At 42.8% G+C, this 18,567-nt stretch carries 17 protein-coding genes; 9 read left to right on the top strand and 8 right to left on the bottom strand.

The window, feature by feature from the left end; translation table 11 throughout:
- Positions 1 to 17: 17 nt before the first annotated feature.
- Together ispE and lolB are read right to left on the bottom strand one after the other, a co-directional pair.
- Entirely contained in the window at positions 18 to 908 is an 891-nt protein-coding gene (ispE, locus tag L4D20_RS06915; RefSeq protein ID WP_428800861.1) for a 4-(cytidine 5'-diphospho)-2-C-methyl-D-erythritol kinase, read from the bottom strand.
- On the bottom strand, positions 905 to 1,519 hold the full coding sequence (gene lolB, locus L4D20_RS06910; RefSeq protein ID WP_428800860.1) for a lipoprotein insertase outer membrane protein LolB: 615 nt from the start codon (positions 1,517 to 1,519) through the stop codon (positions 905 to 907). Before lolB ends, ispE begins: the two co-directional genes overlap by 4 nt.
- Before the next feature lie 164 nt (positions 1,520 to 1,683).
- On the opposite strand from lolB, the gene hemA reads away from it, so the two are divergent.
- From hemA to ybaK, 8 genes are all read left to right on the top strand, one after another.
- The gene (gene hemA / locus L4D20_RS06905; RefSeq protein WP_428800859.1) at positions 1,684 to 2,943 is read left to right on the top strand and encodes a glutamyl-tRNA reductase; all 1,260 of its coding nucleotides are present in this window, start codon (positions 1,684 to 1,686) and stop codon (positions 2,941 to 2,943) included.
- A gap of 87 nt (positions 2,944 to 3,030) precedes the next feature.
- Positions 3,031 to 4,119 carry a peptide chain release factor 1 gene (gene prfA, locus L4D20_RS06900; protein WP_428800858.1) on the top strand — a complete coding sequence of 363 codons (1,089 nt, stop codon included), beginning with the start codon at positions 3,031 to 3,033 and terminating at the stop codon, positions 4,117 to 4,119.
- A gap of 28 nt (positions 4,120 to 4,147) precedes the next feature.
- Positions 4,148 to 4,999: a peptide chain release factor N(5)-glutamine methyltransferase gene (gene prmC / locus L4D20_RS06895; RefSeq protein WP_428800857.1), complete on the top strand. Its 852-nt coding sequence runs from the start codon at positions 4,148 to 4,150 to the stop codon at positions 4,997 to 4,999.
- Between the two features lie 11 nt (positions 5,000 to 5,010).
- The gene (locus tag L4D20_RS06890; protein ID WP_428800856.1) at positions 5,011 to 5,391 is read left to right on the top strand and encodes a SirB2 family protein; all 381 of its coding nucleotides are present in this window, start codon (positions 5,011 to 5,013) and stop codon (positions 5,389 to 5,391) included.
- 178 nt (positions 5,392 to 5,569) lie between these two features.
- Positions 5,570 to 6,379: a SirB1 family protein gene (locus L4D20_RS06885; RefSeq protein WP_428800855.1), complete on the top strand. Its 810-nt coding sequence runs from the start codon at positions 5,570 to 5,572 to the stop codon at positions 6,377 to 6,379.
- A gap of 87 nt (positions 6,380 to 6,466) precedes the next feature.
- Positions 6,467 to 7,318, top strand: a complete 852-nt coding sequence (kdsA, locus tag L4D20_RS06880; protein WP_428800854.1) for a 3-deoxy-8-phosphooctulonate synthase — start codon at positions 6,467 to 6,469, stop codon at positions 7,316 to 7,318.
- Between the two features lie 350 nt (positions 7,319 to 7,668).
- A complete protein-coding gene (ushA, locus tag L4D20_RS06875; RefSeq protein ID WP_428800853.1) occupies positions 7,669 to 9,330 on the top strand; it encodes a bifunctional UDP-sugar hydrolase/5'-nucleotidase UshA in 1,662 nt (553 codons plus the stop codon).
- Positions 9,331 to 9,482: 152 nt separating this feature from the next.
- Complete coding sequence (ybaK, locus tag L4D20_RS06870) at positions 9,483 to 9,956, top strand: Cys-tRNA(Pro) deacylase (RefSeq protein WP_428800852.1); 474 nt, start codon at positions 9,483 to 9,485, stop codon at positions 9,954 to 9,956.
- A 100-nt stretch (positions 9,957 to 10,056) separates the two neighbouring features.
- Here the strand turns inward: ybaK and L4D20_RS06865 are convergent, their stop codons facing one another.
- Positions 10,057 to 11,307: a uracil-xanthine permease family protein gene (locus L4D20_RS06865; protein WP_428800851.1), complete on the bottom strand. Its 1,251-nt coding sequence runs from the start codon at positions 11,305 to 11,307 to the stop codon at positions 10,057 to 10,059.
- A 241-nt stretch (positions 11,308 to 11,548) separates the two neighbouring features.
- On the opposite strand from L4D20_RS06865, the gene L4D20_RS06860 reads away from it, so the two are divergent.
- Positions 11,549 to 12,835, top strand: coding sequence for a DUF2066 domain-containing protein (locus L4D20_RS06860; protein ID WP_428800850.1), 1,287 nt, complete (start codon positions 11,549 to 11,551; stop codon positions 12,833 to 12,835).
- 88 nt (positions 12,836 to 12,923) lie between these two features.
- Here L4D20_RS06860 and L4D20_RS06855 read toward each other — a convergent pair whose 3' ends face one another.
- From L4D20_RS06855 to nosZ, 5 genes are all read right to left on the bottom strand, one after another.
- Positions 12,924 to 13,424, bottom strand: a complete 501-nt coding sequence (locus tag L4D20_RS06855) for a nitrous oxide reductase accessory protein NosL (RefSeq protein ID WP_428800849.1) — start codon at positions 13,422 to 13,424, stop codon at positions 12,924 to 12,926.
- A gap of 32 nt (positions 13,425 to 13,456) precedes the next feature.
- Positions 13,457 to 14,275 (bottom strand): ABC transporter permease, encoded by an 819-nt coding sequence (locus L4D20_RS06850; protein ID WP_428800848.1) that lies wholly within the window; start codon positions 14,273 to 14,275, stop codon positions 13,457 to 13,459.
- A complete protein-coding gene (locus tag L4D20_RS06845; protein WP_428800847.1) occupies positions 14,272 to 15,207 on the bottom strand; it encodes an ABC transporter ATP-binding protein in 936 nt (311 codons plus the stop codon). The genes L4D20_RS06850 and L4D20_RS06845 overlap by 4 nt, the downstream gene beginning before the upstream one ends.
- On the bottom strand, positions 15,204 to 16,529 hold the full coding sequence (locus L4D20_RS06840; RefSeq protein ID WP_428800846.1) for a nitrous oxide reductase family maturation protein NosD: 1,326 nt from the start codon (positions 16,527 to 16,529) through the stop codon (positions 15,204 to 15,206). The genes L4D20_RS06845 and L4D20_RS06840 overlap by 4 nt, the downstream gene beginning before the upstream one ends.
- An 86-nt stretch (positions 16,530 to 16,615) precedes the next feature.
- Positions 16,616 to 18,508: a TAT-dependent nitrous-oxide reductase gene (gene nosZ, locus L4D20_RS06835; protein WP_428800845.1), complete on the bottom strand. Its 1,893-nt coding sequence runs from the start codon at positions 18,506 to 18,508 to the stop codon at positions 16,616 to 16,618.
- Positions 18,509 to 18,567 lie beyond the last annotated feature (59 nt).

Here is an 18,567-nt window from a genome sequence, read left to right as displayed (position 1 = left end):
AGGGTTGCGTCCAGTTTTCAAATAAATTCGGTGTGGGCTGTTTGGTAATCAGCCAAAGTCTCTTTTAAAGGCGAAACATTCCGTCCTTTCGTCACAAAAGCAGAGACGGTGTCAGAGAGTTGTTCTAGTACAAGCATAGCTTCTTTTTGGCTACTAAATTCAGCAAAAATACACGAACCTGTTCCAGTCAATCTCGACGGCGCGTATTGTAGCAGCCATGAAAGTTTTTGATCAACCTCTGGGTACAGCATTCGTACAATTTTTTCGCAATCGTTTCCGTAATCACCCTTTAGCAGCATTTCTAGTCGCTGTTTTTTCGTGTCACGAGTTAAATTTTCATGAGTGAATATGTCTACGGTTGCAATGCTCGCTTCCGGTTTAACCACCAAATACCATTTCTCTTCTGGATCGGCTTTCGTCAGTTTCTCGCCAACACCTTCTGCAAAAGCAGAAAATCCGCGAACGAAAACCGGTACGTCCGCGCCCAGTTTAAGCCCGATTTCAGCTAATTCATCATCCGATAGGCTAAGTTGCCATAGGTGGTTAAGTGCAACCAGTACCGTTGCCGCATTAGAAGAGCCACCACCAATGCCACCACCCATAGGAAGAATTTTGTTAATGGCAATCTTTGCACCCAATTCATTGGCTTCATTTGATTTACCTTCGCAATATTGCTTAAGCGCATCTGCGGCTTTCCAAATTAGGTTGTCAGTCGTAGCAACACCTTCAATGGGATTGAGTAGTGTAACTTCACCAGAACGATTGGCCGTGATAGTGAGTTCATCCCCATGCTCTAGAAATTGAAACAACGTTTGTAGTTCGTGATAACCATTCTCTTTTCGGCCAGTGATATAGAGAAAAAGATTTAATTTGGCAGGGGAAGGCCAATGGGTTTCGGTCGAAATCATGGGGTTAACGTCCACTTTGTAATGACTAAATTGATGCTTGTGTCTTGGTGTATAAGCTTAATTTTATTTGGTAATGGAAGAGTATCGCCCAGATATTCAACATCTTGGTAGGAGAGATACTGAAGTTGCCACTGCTGATTTCCAACGCGTTTGGTTAAATAACTGAGGGTATTATTTTCGCTAAGTTGGAATTCGTCTGCCGATGTTGGATTACCCAATAACCAGTCTTGAAGCTGTTCAACGGGAATGGTCAACCCTGTAAGTTGTTCTATCAGTACATCGGCACTAGGGTTGGCTAACGTTTGATTGTCGTAAGTATTAACAATTGCACCGGTTGGGGTCATTGTTAGGTTTAATACTGTCTGCCCAATAAAGGTTGTCATACGTAATTGCCCATGTTCTGGGCTGTGCTTCCACTGGAAATTTAGAGATTGTCGCTGTTCTGGCGAAATATAGCCGAGTTTTCCAGCTGCTTGATATTGGGTAATGGAATCAAGCTTAACTTGATGAGCTTGCCACTCGACACTGGTTTGACTTTCAGGGAGCGTTGAACAACCAGCAAGAAATAAAATTGGGATAACAAAAGAGAGAAGTTGACGAAAGTTAATCATAACTGGCTGCGCTTTGTACAATTATCAGTGGTTAATAGCGATAACTATATCATTGATATCACGAAGTCAGTAAAACAAATGGACGTGACTCTTTTAATAACGAAAGGCATCAAGTAAAATTCCGACCTTATTTGTATTTCCATCATTCTGAGAACTTTCTATACATGTCTTTGCTTGTTATTGGTATCAATCACAATACGGCGTCAGTTGAATTGCGAGAAAAAGTAGCTTTTGGTCCAGATAAACTATCTGAAGCTTTAAAGCAACTAGAAGCAAATTCAAACGTAAATGGTAGTGTTATCCTATCTACCTGCAATCGTACTGAGATCTATTGTGATACAAAAACCGCTGCCAAAAGCAAAGTTATCGATTGGTTAACACAATTTCACAGTGTTAGCCCAGAAGAGCTTAAACCCAGTATTTACGTTTATGAAGAGCAAGCCGCAATACGCCATTTAATGCGTGTTTCTTGCGGATTGGACTCTCTCGTTCTTGGCGAACCGCAAATACTCGGTCAGGTTAAGCAAGCTTACTCAGATGCACGAGACGCTAAATCCGTCAACGCGGCTGCAGAAAAGCTTTTTCAGAAAACGTTCTCAGTAGCCAAGCGTGTCCGAACAGAAACTGAGATTGGTGGTAGTGCCGTCTCTGTGGCATACGCTGCGTGTACGTTGGCAAAACATATTTTCGAATCGATAGCGGACTCTACTGTATTATTAGTAGGTGCCGGTGAGACGATTGAGTTGGTGGCTAAACACTTAGCAAGCAATGGGTGCACGAAAATTATTGTGGCTAACCGAACTCGAGAAAGAGCGCTTGGTCTTGCACAGCAATTTGGTGCTCATGTCATCAGTTTAGAAGAGATTCCAAATCACTTAGCAAAAGCCGATATCGTGATTAGTTCAACCGCTAGCCCGCTACCCATTATCGGCAAAGGGATGGTAGAAACTGCGTTAAAAGCCCGTAAGAATCAGCCTATATTGCTCGTCGATATTGCCGTTCCGAGAGATATTGAGTCTCAAGTAGGCGATCTTAATGACGCTTATCTATATACTGTCGACGATCTACAGTCGATTGTTGATAGCAATATTGAGCAACGAAAAGTGGAAGCGATACAAGCTGAAGCGATTGTTAGCGAAGAAAGCGCTTCATTTATGACTTGGCTTCGTTCATTGCAGGCTGTTGATAGTATAAGAGAATATCGTAAATCCTCTAATGAAATACGAGAGGAGTTGCTAGCGAAAAGCCTTCAATCGCTCCTCGCTGGTGGTGAGCCTGAAAAGGTGATACTTGAGCTAAGTAATAAGCTAACAAATAGATTAATCCATGCCCCCACTCGCGCATTGCAAAGTGCAGCAGAGCAAGGTGAACCGGCAAAACTGGCGGTTATAAGGCAAAGTTTAGGGCTTGATGAACTTAAATAATCATCGCTCAAATAGAAAAGAACGAATACATCATTTTTATATAGAAGGTCACTCAATTAGTGACCTTTGTAACCTAAGAAAAGAATTATGAAAGCATCGATTTTAGTAAAGCTTGAAACTCTTGTTGAACGCTATGAAGAAGTTCAACACCTACTTGGTGATCCTGACGTTATTGGTGACCAAAATAAATTCCGTGCTCTTTCTCGTGAGTACTCGCAGCTTGAAGAAGTCACTCTGTGTTTCCAAGCTTATCAGCAAGCTCAAGAAGATCTAGAAGCAGCTGAAGAGATGGCCAAAGAAGACGATGCTGAAATGCGTGAAATGGCGCAAGAAGAGATAAAAGAAGCCAAAGAGACGATCGAACGTTTAACGGATGAACTGCAGATTCTACTTCTACCAAAAGATCCAAACGACGAGCGTAACTGCTTCTTAGAAATTCGTGCCGGTGCTGGTGGTGATGAAGCGGGTATTTTTGCTGGTAACCTATTCCGTATGTACTCAAAATTTGCCGAGAAGAAAGGCTGGCGCGTTGAAGTCATGAGCTGCAACCAGTCTGAGCAAGGCGGCTACAAAGAGATGATCGCTAAGGTCAGTGGCGAAGCCGTTTACGGTACAATGAAATTCGAATCGGGTGGTCACCGTGTACAGCGCGTACCTGAAACGGAATCTCAAGGTCGTGTTCATACCTCTGCGTGTACGGTTGCTGTTATGGCTGAAGTTCCAGAAGCGGATCTTCCTGAGATTAAAGCCGCGGACCTAAAAATTGATACTTTCCGTGCCTCTGGTGCAGGTGGTCAGCACGTCAACACCACTGACTCCGCAATCCGTATTACTCACTTACCAACGGGAACAGTTGTTGAGTGTCAAGATGAGCGTTCACAGCATAAGAACAAAGCAAAAGCGATGACTGTTCTTGCGGCTCGTATTGTTCAAGCTGAAGAAGCACGCCGTGCGGCTGAAGTGTCTGATACCCGTCGTAACCTTCTAGGTTCGGGTGACCGTAGTGACCGTATTCGTACTTACAACTACCCACAAGGCCGTGTATCTGATCACCGTATTAACTTAACGTTGTACCGCCTAGCAGAAGTGCTTGAAGGTGATTTACAAAGCCTTGTTGAGCCGGTGATTCAAGAGCACCAGGCGGATCAATTAGCCGCACTTGCTGACAATAACTAGTTCGTAGCAGATAGGTTAGTATCAGATAGTGTCGACTGTTGAACAAACTATAAAGAGCGCTACAAGCGCTCTTGTCCAGAGCGGCAGTGAATCGCCGTCTCTAGATGCCGCCGTTTTATTGTGCCATTCATTAAATAAACCCCGTTCATTCTTGTTTACTTGGCCTGATAAAGTGCTGAGTAAACAAGATTTAAGTAACTTTCATCTGTTAATGGAACGTCGTTTATCCGGTGAGCCTATTGCCTATATCGTAGGTGAACGAGAGTTTTGGTCCTTGCCACTAAAAGTTTCACCCACCACTCTAATTCCTCGCCCTGATACTGAGCGCCTTGTTGAGCTTGCATTGGATAAATCAGCGGAGCAATCGGGTGCAATTTTAGATCTTGGAACCGGCACGGGCGCCATTGCCTTGGCTCTAGCGTCTGAAATGCCAACCAGACGTGTGGTCGGTATCGACCTTATGCAAGATGCTCAAGCGCTTGCAACAGACAATGCAAAATCTCTAGGTATCACAAATGCTCAATTTCTATCTGGAAGTTGGTTTGCGCCGCTTGAAGATGGAACAAAGTTTGCTTTGATTGTTTCCAATCCTCCTTACATTGACGAAACCGACCCTCACCTTTCCCAAGGGGATGTTCGTTTTGAACCAATGAGTGCGTTGGTTGCCAAAGAAAATGGTTTTGCAGATATACGTTACATATCAGAGCATGCGATTCAATTTCTAGAACACGATGGCTGGCTTATGTTCGAGCACGGTTTTGAACAAGGTGCTGATGTTAGAGAAATTTTAACGGTACTGGGTTACCAGCATGTCGTTACAGAAAAAGATTACGGAAATAACGATCGAGTTACTCTCGGTCAATGGAAGATAAACAAATAAGAGAGTAGTAAATGTACGAAGGAATTAAACATTTTCACATGCTGACAATCGCGTTAAGCGCAACTTTATTGTCGGTTCGTTATGGCTTGATGATGGCCGATTCAAAGTTAGTTAATAACAAAGTGTTAAAAGTGTTCCCACATATTAATGATACGTTGTTGCTACTATCCGGCTTCGGACTCATATACGTCACCGGTTTTATGCCATTTACCCCTGAAGGTGCTTGGTTGACGGAAAAAATCACCTGTATTTTGGCTTACATCGCTTTGGGCTTTTTTGCGCTAAAACTAGGCCGTAATAAATTACTAAGAACATTTTCATTCTTCGGCGCGCTAGGTTGGTTGATTATGGCAGCTAAAGTAGCAATGACTAAAACGCCAATTTTTATGTAATAAATAGGTGTATGAGCTTTGGGTTTCCGATGATCTAAAAGCTCACCAAGTAAAAAGACACCCATGATCTAAATACTTTTGAAGAGAGTACGAAGTATAGATTTAAATCGTTATGGGTAGCCTAGTTGATGAATTTATTTTATCGACATAACGACAAGATAGGTAAAGGCAATAGTTGATGTTGGAACTGTTTGACGAAGATTTTGATTCAATGGAATTAGCGGAAGGAGCATTAATGCTCAATAAAGCCGTGGATCCAGAAACAGAGAAAAAGTGGGCGGAGAATGAGCTTGAACGCTTATTCGCAGAAGCTGAACAGACTCTTTGCCATGAAGTCGATGAAAAGCAGAAGTTTGAATCCTTTTTACGATTGTTCTATCAAGAGTGGGGCTTTCAAGGCGATAAAGACGCTTACTTTAATTCAAATAATGCTTTTATGGATAAAGTACTGGAGCGTCGTAAAGGCATTCCCGTCAGCTTAGGCGCGTTAGTTTTATATTTGGGTCGAAAACTCGGATTTCCTGTTGAGGGGGTTACTTTTCCAACTCAGTTTATTATTAAGCTGACATGGGAGGGTGAAAAGCCACTGTATGTTAACCCATTTAATGGCGAGTACGTCTCTTTGCATACGCTAACATCTTGGCTAATTGGCCAAGAAGGCCCTTTGGCGACACTTAAATCAAAGGATTTAGATGTTGCGGATAACCCAACGGTTATTGGTCGTTGGCTTGCGCTACTAAAAAGCTCTCTTTTGAGAGAGGAGCGCTATACTTTGGCATTGCAGTGTTCCAATTTGGCCTTAACGTTTGTTCCTGATGATCCGTATGAGATTCGAGATCGTGGCTTTATCTATCAACAGCTCGACTGTCATCAAATTGCTTCAACGGATTTTCAGTATTTTGTGGATCAATGCCCTGATGATCCTGCGTCGGAATTGCTCAAAAACCAAATCAGTGCCATGAATGAAACGACGGTTGTCGTACATTGATGTATAAAAACAGATGCATCAAGCTGTAAAGAATTAACTAATCTAAAAATATAGAGCCTCGGGCCATAACGATATAGAGAGATTAAAATGGAACAAAAAATAGTTAATATTGGTGATATCCCAGTAGCTAACGACAAGCCATTTACTTTGTTTGCTGGAATGAATGTTTTAGAGTCTCGTGATCTAGCGATGCAGATCTGTGAGCACTATGTAAAAGTCACTGAAAAACTTGGTATCCCATACGTATTTAAAGCGTCTTTTGATAAAGCGAACCGCAGCTCAGTACACTCTTACCGTGGGCCAGGCCTTGATGAAGGGATGAAGATCTTTCAAGAGCTAAAAGACACGTTCGGTGTGAAAATCATTACTGATATTCATACCGAAGCTCAAGCTCAAGTCGTGGCTGATGTTGTTGACGTCATTCAACTCCCTGCATTTCTTGCACGTCAAACAGACCTTGTTGAAGCGATGGCGAAAACAGGCGCTGTGATTAACGTTAAGAAACCGCAATTTATGAGCCCTAATCAAGTAGGTAACATCGTAGATAAGTTTGCGGAGTGCGGTAATGAGAACATCATCTTATGTGAGCGCGGCTCATGCATGGGTTATGACAACCTTGTTGTCGATATGCTTGGATTTGGCGTGATGAAGAAGTCATCGAACGGCAGCCCAATCATTTTTGATGTGACGCACTCACTTCAAATGCGTGATCCTTCTGGTGCTGCATCTGGTGGCCGTCGTGAGCAAACAGTGGAATTAGCTAAAGCAGGATTGGCAACGGGCATTGCAGGTCTATTTATTGAAGCGCACCCAAATCCAGATAAAGCGATGTGTGACGGTCCATCTGCACTGCCGCTTGATAAGCTAGAACCTTTCTTAGCTCAAATGAAAGTACTTGATGATGTAATCAAAGGCTTTGATGCTATTGATATCAAATAGCTATTTACTTCATAGCTAATACTAAGACCAGCATTTTGCTGGTCTTTTTTATGTCTTTTTCCCTATCTTATTCCCCCTGCTTTTCCATATTAATGTTCGACTTCACAGTAAAACGTTTGCTTGTGATCCATTGAAATTTGATATGAAAACATCTCTCGTCGTTACAGTTTATTCACGAAAAATAAGTGATCCAGTAGACATAAATATGAAATCAACGTGTTAGGTTTGCTGTGTTAACTTAAACTAGTTCAAGTTTTATTGAGCTATAGGCACTTAAACTCCGGTGATGTCTATTCTCTATAGGTCAATATTTAACGCAGTGGATCCCCCAACAGTTCAAAGGTATGACAATGAAGCAAGGCCTAATTCTAAAAACGACGCTAACCGCAGCGATTCTTGCCACTCTAGCGGGTTGTGCAACTCAACCTGCCCATGAATGGGATGAAGATACGACATATAAACTGACTGTTTTGCATACAAATGACCACCATGGTCGTTTTTGGCAAAATAAATACGGCGAGTATGGTATGGCTGCTCGTAAAACACTTATTGATGAGTTACGTGAAGAAATCCGTGCTGAAGGCGGCAGTGTCATGCTTCTTTCTGGTGGTGATATCAACACTGGTGTACCTGAGTCTGATCTGCAAGATGCAGAACCTGACTTTAAGGGCATGAACAAAATCGGTTACGACGCAATGGCGTTAGGTAATCATGAATTTGATAACTCTCTAGATGTACTAGCTAAGCAAATTGATTGGGCCAACTTCCCAATGCTTTCTGCCAACATTTACGATAAAGCGACGGGTGAACGTAAATTCCAAGCTTATGAAATGTTCAAAAAGCAGGGCATTAAGATTGCCGTTATAGGCCTTACTACAGAAGATACAGCGAAGATTGGTAACCCTGAGTTTATTGCTGGCATCGACTTCCGCGACCCTAAAGAAGAAGCGAAGAAGCTAATTGCTGAACTGGAAGAAACTGAAAAACCTGATTTAATCTTTGCAGTGACACACATGGGTCACTACGAAGATGGAAAGCGTGGCATTAACGCACCGGGTGATGTTGCGCTAGCTCGTTACCTAGATGAAGGTTCACTTGATATGATCGTTGGTGGTCACTCTCAAGAGCCTGTTTGTATGGAAGCGCCAAACGTCGTCACTAAGAAATTCAAACCAAGTGACGAGTGTAAGCCAGATGTACAAAACGGTACTTACATTGTTCAAGCTCATGAGTGGGGTAAGTACGTAGGCCGTGCTGATTATGAGTTCCGCAATGGTGAACTTGAGATGGTGAGCTACGACCTAATTCCAGTTAACTTGAAGAAGAAAGTCAAAGTTGATGGTAAGAAGACTCGTGTTCTTATCGAAGACGAAATTGCACAAGACCAAGAACTGCTCGAATTCCTACGCCCTTATCAAGAGCAAGGTCAAGCTCAGTTAATGGAAAAAATCGGTGAGATCAACGGTAAGCTTGAAGGTGATCGTAACGTTGTTCGATTCCAACAAACTAACATGGGCCGCTTAATTGCTACAGCACACATGGAACGCGCACAAGCAGATTTCGCTGTGATGAACTCTGGTGGCGTTCGTGATTCAATTGAATACGGTGACGTAACTTATAAAGACGTTCTGATTGTTCAACCATTTGCTAATATCCTAACTTACACAGACATGTCTGGTGCTGAAGTTATTGACTACTTGAACGTTGTTGCAACAAAACCGGTTGATTCTGGCGCATACGCTCAGTTTGCTGGTATTTCAATGACGGTTTCTGGTGGTGAAGTATCAAATGTCTTTATCGGTGGCAAGCAGCTACGTTTAGATGAAACTTACCGCTTCACAGTGCCAAGCTACAATGCCGCTGGTGGTGATGGTTACCCTAAACTGAGTGCACACCCTGGCTACGTAAACACAGGCTTTGTGGATGCTGAAGTACTGAAAGACTACATTGAAGCGAATAGCCCACTTGACGTAAACCTATACGCACCTTCAGGTGAGATGGTTTATAAATAAGTTTATTTAAAGTGAAACAGGCTGAACGTTAAATTATCAGTTTGAATTCAATAAGAGAGCGGTGCACATTGTGCGCCGCTTTTGTTTTTAGGGAATCTATGTTTTATTAAGTTAATTGATATTGGTTTTGAATGATGGCTAAGGAAAGAGACGTGACCCCAGCGATTGACTGTGCGAAGAAAAATAAGATACCCCACACGATTCATCAGTATGACCATGATCCCCGAGCCACTAGTTTTGGTATGGAAGCGGCTGAGGTATTAGGCCAAGACCCCAATAAGGTATTTAAAACACTACTGTTTTGTTTGAACGGTGAGCCTAAAAATCTGGCAGTTGCGATTATTCCTGTCGCTCATCAATTGAGCCTTAAGTTGGCCGCCAAAGCTGCGAAAGCCAAGAAAGCGAATATGGCCGATGCAATTGTTGCTCAAAAAGTAACAGGTTATGTTGTGGGTGGAATTAGCCCTCTTGGGCAAAAAAAACGGCTTCCCACTTTTATTCATCAAAGCGCAATTGAGTTAGGCACAATCTGCGTTAGTGCAGGGAAGAGAGGCCTAGAGATCGAATTGTCTGCTGAGGATTTGGCTAAATTAACCAATGCAGACTTTGCTTGTTTGTGTGATTAGGTTTCGTACTTTGGTAATTAATAGAGATGAATACGAGAGCGGCAAGAACTAATTAGGTTCTTGCCGCTTTTTAATTACTTGTCAATGAACTCAATTTATTCTATTTGGAGTCTTCTTCCATCTGAGCATTATCAACAACGTGATTCTCACCCAAATCGTGCGGCAGGATAAGGTTAAGCACGATAGCAACGATACCACATAGGCTGACGCCTTGAAGGCTGAACTCACCAATACCAAACGCCATGCCACCGATACCAAAAACAAGGGTGACAGCAACAATCACTAGGTTACGTGACTTGTGCAGATCAACGTTATTCTTAATAAGAGTATTCAGGCCTACTGTTGCGATTGAGCCGAACAGTAGAATCATAATTCCGCCCATAACGGGTACTGGAATTGTTTGAAGTAGTGCACCAAGTTTACCAACCAGAGCAAGAACAATTGCAGTAACGGCAGCCCATGTCATGATGACTGGGTTAAATGCTTTAGTCAGCATAACGGCGCCAGTCACTTCACTGTAGGTTGTATTTGGTGGAGCACCCATCATTGAAGCGGCAATGGTTGCCACCCCGTCACCCGCGATAGTGCGGTGAAGACCGGGTTTCTTTAGGTAATCTTTTTTGGTTACATTTGAAATAGCTAACATATCACCAACGTGTTCAACCGCAGGTGCAATGGCGACAGGAATCATAAATAGAATTGCGTTGATGTTGAATTCTGGCGTAGTAAAGTTTGGCATCGCAAGCCAAGCAGCTTGTGCTACAGGCGTGAAATCAACAACACCAAAGTAGAGGCTAAGTGCGTATCCAGCCATAATACCGCCACATATTGGCAGTAACTTTAGGAATCCTTTAGCAAAAACACTGATTGCAATGGTAACGATAAGAGCAACACTTGATATCCAGAGAGAAGCTGTGCCATCAATTAATTGAATGCTGCCATCCCCTGTTTTGCCTAGCGCCATATTAACGGCAACTGGAGCCAAGCCTAAGCCGATAACAATTATCACAGGGCCAACGACAACAGGTGGAAGAAGCTTATGAATAATCTCGACGCCTCGAACCTTAATGACTACGCCCATCAGAACATAAACAACACCAGCGGCCATTAGACCACCCATCGTTGCACCAATGCCCCACGTTTGAACACCAAACATAATCGGTGCGATGAATGCAAAAGATGACGCTAAGAAAATTGGTACTGAGCGACGTGTGATCACCTGAAATATTAGGGTACCGACGCCTGCGCCAAACAAAGCAACGTTAGGATCAAGCCCAGTAAGTAGTGGGACAAGTACTAGTGCACCAAAGGCGACAAAAAGCATTTGTGCACCTTGAATTGCATTCATCATGGTAAGTTCCTGTTTACAAAATGTCATGAGTGAAAAAGAGATGTTAAAAAAGCGATGGGATTTTATCACTAACGAAAACGTTTGCGGTGGATGAGATCAAATTAATTCATTTAAATTATGAATTCTGTTTGCGAATTGAAACATCTTGGTCAAATTCTCACACTATCTTGAAGTCCATTTCTTGCTCACAGGTTGATAGTTGCTTATCATCTACGTTCGCAAGCAATTATCTAGGAAACGTATGCGTCATTTAGCTTTATTGGTCGTGGGTTTATTGGCCCTTCCTGTTCATGCTCTTACTACTGTTGATTTGTATCGCTCTGAAATCACAATCGATCAAGAGAAGCAGAACGGTGATGCCGCTGCTCGAGTTGAAGGCATGAAAGAGGTGATTATTCGTGCCTCTGGTGATCGTGATGCTGTTAATAACGAAGTGGTTAAAAAAGCACTTCGCCAGCACTCTCAATATTTATCTCAGATCAGTTATGGTCAAATGAATGACCAATCCTCGATACGTATGAATTTCAGTGCTCCTCATATCCGCAGCTTATTAAGTCAGGCTCAATTGCCATTTTGGCCTCAGTCTCGCTCAAACCTGTTGGTGTGGTTAGTTGAAGATTCAAATTTCGAACGCAATATTTCTTGGGAACATTCATCGACTCGAACGCTCAATCGCATTAAACATGAAGCGCAAGTACGTGGCTTACCACTTACCGTTCCTGTCGGTGATTTTGATGATATTACCGGTATCGCTATTTCTGATGTGTGGGGTGGTTTTGTCGAACCGATCAGTGCAGCGAGTCAACGTTATCCAAGTGATGCGGTATTGGTTGTTCGTGCCCAAGGTAACAACCTGCGCTGGACACTCTATGATCAAAAACCAGACAGTATGATGTCTCGATCTCAAACGCCTATGACTGGTAGAGAATCAGGCTCTCAGTCAGCGGCAGACATGATTAATGCATTGAGTGATTACTACGCTAACAAAGACGCAGTAGTCGTTGCTAGTGAGTCGTCAGAAGCTGTAATGGCACAATTTACTTTGATTGATAGCGCACTCGACTTCTTTCAACTGGAAAACAAGCTCAAGTCATTATCTTCAGTTGCGTCGTTGGATATCTTAAAGATCCAAGGTACTACGGTGACCTTTAATGTTCACCTATTAGCATCTCAGCAAGACTTTGAGCAAGAAGTCTTGCGTATGGGACAAGTGACCAAGATGCCTGAACTCATCTTACCTAACGAAACAAGCAGTGAAACTGAACATCTGATCAATGTTGAAACGGATTCTGTTAACTATGTAAATGAGTCAATCGATGGCGTAGATCCAATTATTGCAGAGCCTATTCTTATGGACTCAACAGTTGCAGAATCAGTTGAAGTTGAAAAAAGAACATTACCTGCGACGTCTTTACAGGTTCAATCATCACAAATGGAGTCATCAACCGACATGACGTTACCACAAACGGATGAAGAACCAGTTATCGAGTTGAACCCGATACTTAGATTTGAATGGCAAGGTCAATAATCAAAGTACCCATTTAACTTTGATAAGGTAAATAAAAATAAACCGCAGAATAATTTCTGCGGTTTTTTTACAAGGGATGGATTTTGAGCTAATTCATGATGATCTCGATAGTAATCTCATCAAACGAGTAAACCTTACCGCCAAACTTCTTACTAAATGCAGTTGCATCGTCTTGCTTACTAAAGCTTGCGAGTGTCATTCCCATCGCACCCTTCTGGCTTGATCCCACAACATACCAAGCGGTACGCCCATCGATAAAGTACTGATCATCAGGTTTATGCCAAGGTGTTTTGCTCATGTCGTGGACAAACACTTCGCGTGCTTGAGTTACATTTTCTGGTTGAAGTAGAAAGGCGAATAGGTCACGGGTCGAACAAAATTTATTCACGTGATCGCCAGTTGATTGATAAGACTCACCTTTTGGGCCAGGGAAGTTGCTGATGATCATTCCGCATAAATGACATTCGTCTGCGCTTTCAATGGCAACAGCTTGACGAAGCATTTTCTCTTGAGGCTCCTCGCTGCAACCCAATAACACCATACTGAAAAGAGCAAGTAAGTACGTTTTTTTTGTGAAGAATAAATTCATTGTTAGTCCTTATTAAAGCGTTTTCTATGACGTTAAAGTGTTTTCTTACGGAAAATAGCCAAAGCGATACATAGTGGCACAACGACCCATGCGAGCATGGTGAAGAGTAAGCTGGTGGTCGAATAACTATTATTGATTGCAACTGCCAATACACCGCTGATATCACTAGTATTGAGCGCTGAAAGATTGATTAGACGAAAAAGGTCCGCAGGATTTAGCATCATAAGTTGAACCAAGTCATGCTGACTTAGACCATCACTGGCACCCACAAGTAGGGCTAATAGAGCCAAATCAAACACCAATACGAAGAACAACCATGTCATTAAAGCGACACCTGCAGCTTTAGACTTTTCGCTGACCACAAGGCTAATTACATAAGCAATACTGATAAAGCTCAAACCAAGCAAAATAGAGGTGAGTATAAACAGCCCAAATGCTTCCCATACCGAAGCGAAATCACTGGTGACACTGAGCATGAGCCCTGCGCTACCAAAGCCAATAATCGTGGCCAGCGCAATAATGCTAGCCTGACCGATAAACTTGCCTAGGAGAAGTTGCCCATGGCTAATGGGGTAGGTCATCAGTAGCAGTAGCGTCCCAGATTCCTGTTCACCCACAAAGCTGTCGTAACAAAGAAGTAGCGCAATAAGGGGGATAATAAAGACCGATAAACTCGATAAACTCGCAATGGTGGTGGAAATTGAAGGAGCGCTCAATGTTCCCGACGCAGCACTTCCATAGTAGCTAAGCCCGATAGACAATAACGCGAAAATACAGGTAATGGAGACTAACCAACGGTTACGCAACCCATCTTGAAACTCTTTAATACCGACGGCTAAAATTGGATTCATTGCTTCACCTCGTTATCCATTGATAGGGTTTTTATTGGGTTCGCAGAAGTAGATAAAAAGTGTTGGTAGATTTGCTCGAGGTTTGCAGGTGTCACATGAATATCATGCAACGATTCGTAGTTGATGAGTTCTTTTAACACGTTGATCTTTTCTGACTCAGGAATATGAAGTTTATCGGTTTCAACCATAAAGCCTGATAGACGCTCATTTGTGGCTAAGGCGCCATTGATACCATGAGTTTTAATGACGACAGGAAGTTGGGCTTGTTGTCGTAGCTGCGCAAGAGTTCCTGATGCGACTGTGCTGCCCTTTGACAGAATCATTGCGCGGTCGATGTGTTTTTCAACGCCAGGTAAAACGTGGGAGCAAAGTACAACGCTCGCACCTTGGTCTTTCAATTGGTCAACACTCTGGTAGAAGTCTTGAGTTGCAATAGGGTCAAGACCAACGGTTGGCTCATCTAGCAACAAAAGCTTAGGTTCACCTAGGAATGCTTGTGCTAGACCTAACCGCTGACGCATCCCTTTTGAGTAGTGTTTTACTTGTCGGTGTTTGGCATCAAGAAGACCAACCTTCTCAAGCAGCGCTTGAATATGACTTTTTGGTACAGATTTCAGGCGACCAAAATAGGTGAGTATTTCTAGGCCGGTTAATTGGTCATAAAAGCTGACGTTTTCTGGTAGGTAACCGATAGATTTACGCCCGTGCCACGCTTGTTTACTGCATGGGTTTGACCCAAAGACTGAGACACTCCCTTCACTGGCTGCAATAACCCCCAAGATAAGCTTCATCATGGTAGTTTTGCCCGCGCCGTTGTGACCAAATAGGCCGAGTACTTCGCCACTTTCTAATTGAAGGTCAACTGAGTTGAGTGCGCGGAGCTGTTTGTACTGCTTAGTTACTTGTTGTAACGAAACGATGGAATCCGTCATGAGGTTTGTCCTATCTCTTGTGGCTCAATCTCATCGTGAGAGAGCATAGGTTCATCTTTTTGTGCGGGAGTCATTAAAGGAAATGAGTCTTTGACGCCGGGAGGCTTAAGAATAGGGAATTGCTTTTGTATCCATCTCAGCATTAATACTGACGGGCTATCAAGTAGAACCTTTGACTCAGGGTATTTCCAGACAATTTTGTCGATACCATCGTTGGGTTCAAAAGGTGTGTCGCCTATGTTGTCGTTGTTGAGGTCCCAACCAAGGTAGTTACTCCAATAATTACCAATGCCATCTTCGCTCCACTCTTGCTCACGAGTTGAAACGTATTTCACTTGAATGGGATTGTTTATAAAGCTGTTACCAAAAATCTTGCCGCCTTCAGAACCCGCGGTTAGGTGAATGCCAATTTCAGCAGTATCTACGGTGTTATAACTGATAGTGTTAAAATTTGAGTTGTAGACAAATAGCCCTTTACCTTCTCGACCAATCACTTTGTTTTCAGGGTAGGTCCATACATTTTTAATCTGGTTGTGGCTTATGTCTGACGAGGAAATGAAGTTCATTAAAATACCGTAGTCTTGGCTATCGATACTTCTATTTTTATGTACCGTGAGATCCTTTGAACTCATGAGTGCATAGCCTGCACGGGTATTGTAGGTGAGGTTACTAATGACTTGGTTATTGTGAGAGTACATATAGTGAATACCGTAGCGAAGATCATGCATAGTATTGTTTTTTAAGAGGCTCTCTTGACTGGATATTACGTATAAACCGTCTCTGGTTAAGCTGATGGTATTATTTTTAACGACAGCATGCTTAACACCCGATAGCTGAATGCCATTGCCGCGATCAGCGGATCGTAGCTCAGGATTGCCGACAATCGTGTTGCCTTCAATGTTGATATGCTCGGCTTTTTGGGTCCATATACCGAACCCGTCACCTTGGAGTTGATTATTTTTAATCGTAAGGTGAGTTAGTGACTGATCGTTATAAATGCCTGCATTTTGCTCGGTGAGATCATCCCCCCAGTTGATAATATTGAGGTCTTCGATAGTGATATTTGAGGAAAGTAGAGTCAGGGCATTTCCTGAGCCATTCGCGTCGATAGTCGTGTTGCCACTTCCTTTTAGCGTAATGCCTGTTGGAATAGAAAAATTTCCTACATAGTGCCCATCAGACAATAGAATCACATCACCTTTTGCACTGCTATTCAGCACAGACTGAAGATCATCATTTGCTGTTAGGGCTACTTCAGAAGCAAGTAATCCAAAATGAGTCAAAGAAAAAATAGGGACAAGCAAATAGGCGTTCAATTTCAAATAAGCCTCCTGAATTAAACGTATTTGAGATGGGCGAATTAAAAAAGCCCCCCATTATGACTAGCCTATATGGGGGGCGTTAAGTTTTACGCTTCGACCAGCATGCGGCCACGCATTTCCATGTGTAGAGCGTGACAGAACCAGTTACAGTAGTACCACTGAACCCCTGGCTTGTTCGCTGTGAAAGTAATAGACGATGTCTGTTGTGGACTGATTTCCATTTGTGCACCGTGGTTTGTCATACAGAAACCGTGGCTCACATCTTCAACCATGTCTAAGTTAGTAATGACAACAGTGACTTCGTTACCGAGTTTGACTTTAAACTCGTTCATACCAAACGTTGGAGCAACAGACGTCATGTAAACACGAACTTTATTGCCATCGCGGATGACTTTGTTGTCGGTCATTACGTTAACGCCGTCTTTCTTCGCCATTTCAATTGTTTCTGCAAAAATCGGGTCGTTTCTGTCCCAAATCTTAGCTGGTTTAACTTTGCTTCGGTGGATAATTGTGCCGTCATGCGGTTCTGCGAAAGTTGGTCCATCGTGGACTAGCTTCATCTCATCACCAGAAATATCGATCAATTGATCATTTTCTGCTTTCAGTGGACCAACGGGTAGGAATCTATCTTTCGAGAACTTACATAAAGAAACAAGCCATTTACCATCGGCATCACGTGTTTCACCACTTGAAGTACTGTTATGACCAGGCTGATAGTGAACATCGATTTTTTGGCGAATATAGTTAACCTTTTCACCATTATGGGCGCGTATTGCTTCTTCAATGTTCCATTTTGCAATTTGGCTATCAAGGAAGAGTGTGGTGTATGCAAAACCCTTGTTATCAAATGCTGTATGCAGTGGACCGAGACCAAGCTCCGGCTCTGCCACAATAGCGTCACGAGGTTTAATCTTATCATCAAATAGCGAGTCTAATTTAGCGATTTCAATGATCGATACGGTAGGGGATAACTTACCATTGGCCATGAAGTACTTGCCATCTGGTGAGGTGTTCATTCCGTGTGGAGACTTAGGTACAGGGATGTAACGAGTAAGGTCTGAGCCCTTACGCCCGTCTAATACAGGAATTGAATTGTCATTGTAGGTCTTGAATTTACCTGCTTTCAATGCGGCTTCACAACGAGCTAGGCTGAAAACAACGACATGGTCACGCTCTGCTGTAATCATTTCGCCTAAATTCATACCCATTTCAGAGTTATAGCTGGTGGATGCGAAGTACTTACCATCGTAATCAGCATCGGTATTGTCGAGGTTACCATCGACCATGACTTGGAAAGCTACTTCCATTTTATCTGCATCAATCACGTTGAACAGAGAGCGATAAGTACTGACGTCTTCCAATGACGATTTACCGTCGTTGTTCATTGGGATTTCGAATTCACTATTACAGATGACGTATTTCGTTTGAGGTGCTTTTTGTACCCGTAAGCCGTGAATAGCTTGCACATTCGGAATGGTAATCATCTTATCCACTTTCATTACATCACAGCGGATACGAGCAACACGAGAGTTTGCTTTATCGTTGATAAAAATGTACTTACCGTTATAACGGCCGTCAGTCATACTCATGTGAGGGTGATGCGAGTCACCAGACATGATGTGTGCGCTATCGCCTTTAATGCGCTTACTTTCGTCTGTAAAGCCCCAACCTGTCGCACTACACGTGTTAAATACCGGAATTCGCATCAGCTCACGCATGGATGGAATACCTAGAATACGAACTTCACCAGAGTGACCACCACTCCAAAATCCATAGTATTCATCAAGTTCACCAGGGTGGACAAATGGGCTATTTTGAATTTCTTGTGCTTGTGCTTTAGCCATTGACGCAAACATGGCGGCAGTCATTGGGGCAGCAGCAACACCTAACCCGATCGCTGCACTTTGACCAAAGAACTTACGTCGATCCGTATTGACGGGGGTATTCTCATTGTCGAGTTTGCTTTTGTCATCACTCATTGGTAAATCTCCATTTTCTTTATAGTTTTTGACTTATTCTGCAACTAACGACCTAGATT

This window comes from Vibrio kyushuensis (assembly GCF_050337325.1).
GTDB classification, from domain to species: domain Bacteria; phylum Pseudomonadota; class Gammaproteobacteria; order Enterobacterales; family Vibrionaceae; genus Vibrio; species Vibrio kyushuensis.
The sequence above is the reverse complement of the archived record's forward strand: the minus strand, read 5'-3'. Positions and strand labels throughout refer to the sequence as shown.

What these genes read in the sequence shown, in the direction of transcription:
- ispE (WP_428800861.1), bottom strand. Translation starts at nt 908, where the DNA reads ATGATTTCGACCGAAACCCATTGGCCTTCCCCTGCCAAATTAAATCTT.
- lolB (WP_428800860.1), bottom strand. Translation starts at nt 1,519, where the DNA reads ATGATTAACTTTCGTCAACTTCTCTCTTTTGTTATCCCAATTTTATTT.
- hemA (WP_428800859.1), top strand. Translation starts at nt 1,684, where the DNA reads ATGTCTTTGCTTGTTATTGGTATCAATCACAATACGGCGTCAGTTGAA.
- prfA (WP_428800858.1), top strand. Translation starts at nt 3,031, where the DNA reads ATGAAAGCATCGATTTTAGTAAAGCTTGAAACTCTTGTTGAACGCTAT.
- L4D20_RS06890 (WP_428800856.1), top strand. Translation starts at nt 5,011, where the DNA reads ATGTACGAAGGAATTAAACATTTTCACATGCTGACAATCGCGTTAAGC.
- L4D20_RS06885 (WP_428800855.1), top strand. Translation starts at nt 5,570, where the DNA reads ATGTTGGAACTGTTTGACGAAGATTTTGATTCAATGGAATTAGCGGAA.
- kdsA (WP_428800854.1), top strand. Translation starts at nt 6,467, where the DNA reads ATGGAACAAAAAATAGTTAATATTGGTGATATCCCAGTAGCTAACGAC.
- ushA (WP_428800853.1), top strand. Translation starts at nt 7,669, where the DNA reads ATGAAGCAAGGCCTAATTCTAAAAACGACGCTAACCGCAGCGATTCTT.
- L4D20_RS06865 (WP_428800851.1), bottom strand. Translation starts at nt 11,307, where the DNA reads ATGATGAATGCAATTCAAGGTGCACAAATGCTTTTTGTCGCCTTTGGT.
- L4D20_RS06860 (WP_428800850.1), top strand. Translation starts at nt 11,549, where the DNA reads ATGCGTCATTTAGCTTTATTGGTCGTGGGTTTATTGGCCCTTCCTGTT.
- L4D20_RS06855 (WP_428800849.1), bottom strand. Translation starts at nt 13,424, where the DNA reads ATGAATTTATTCTTCACAAAAAAAACGTACTTACTTGCTCTTTTCAGT.
- L4D20_RS06850 (WP_428800848.1), bottom strand. Translation starts at nt 14,275, where the DNA reads ATGAATCCAATTTTAGCCGTCGGTATTAAAGAGTTTCAAGATGGGTTG.
- L4D20_RS06845 (WP_428800847.1), bottom strand. Translation starts at nt 15,207, where the DNA reads ATGACGGATTCCATCGTTTCGTTACAACAAGTAACTAAGCAGTACAAA.
- nosZ (WP_428800845.1), bottom strand. Translation starts at nt 18,508, where the DNA reads ATGAGTGATGACAAAAGCAAACTCGACAATGAGAATACCCCCGTCAAT.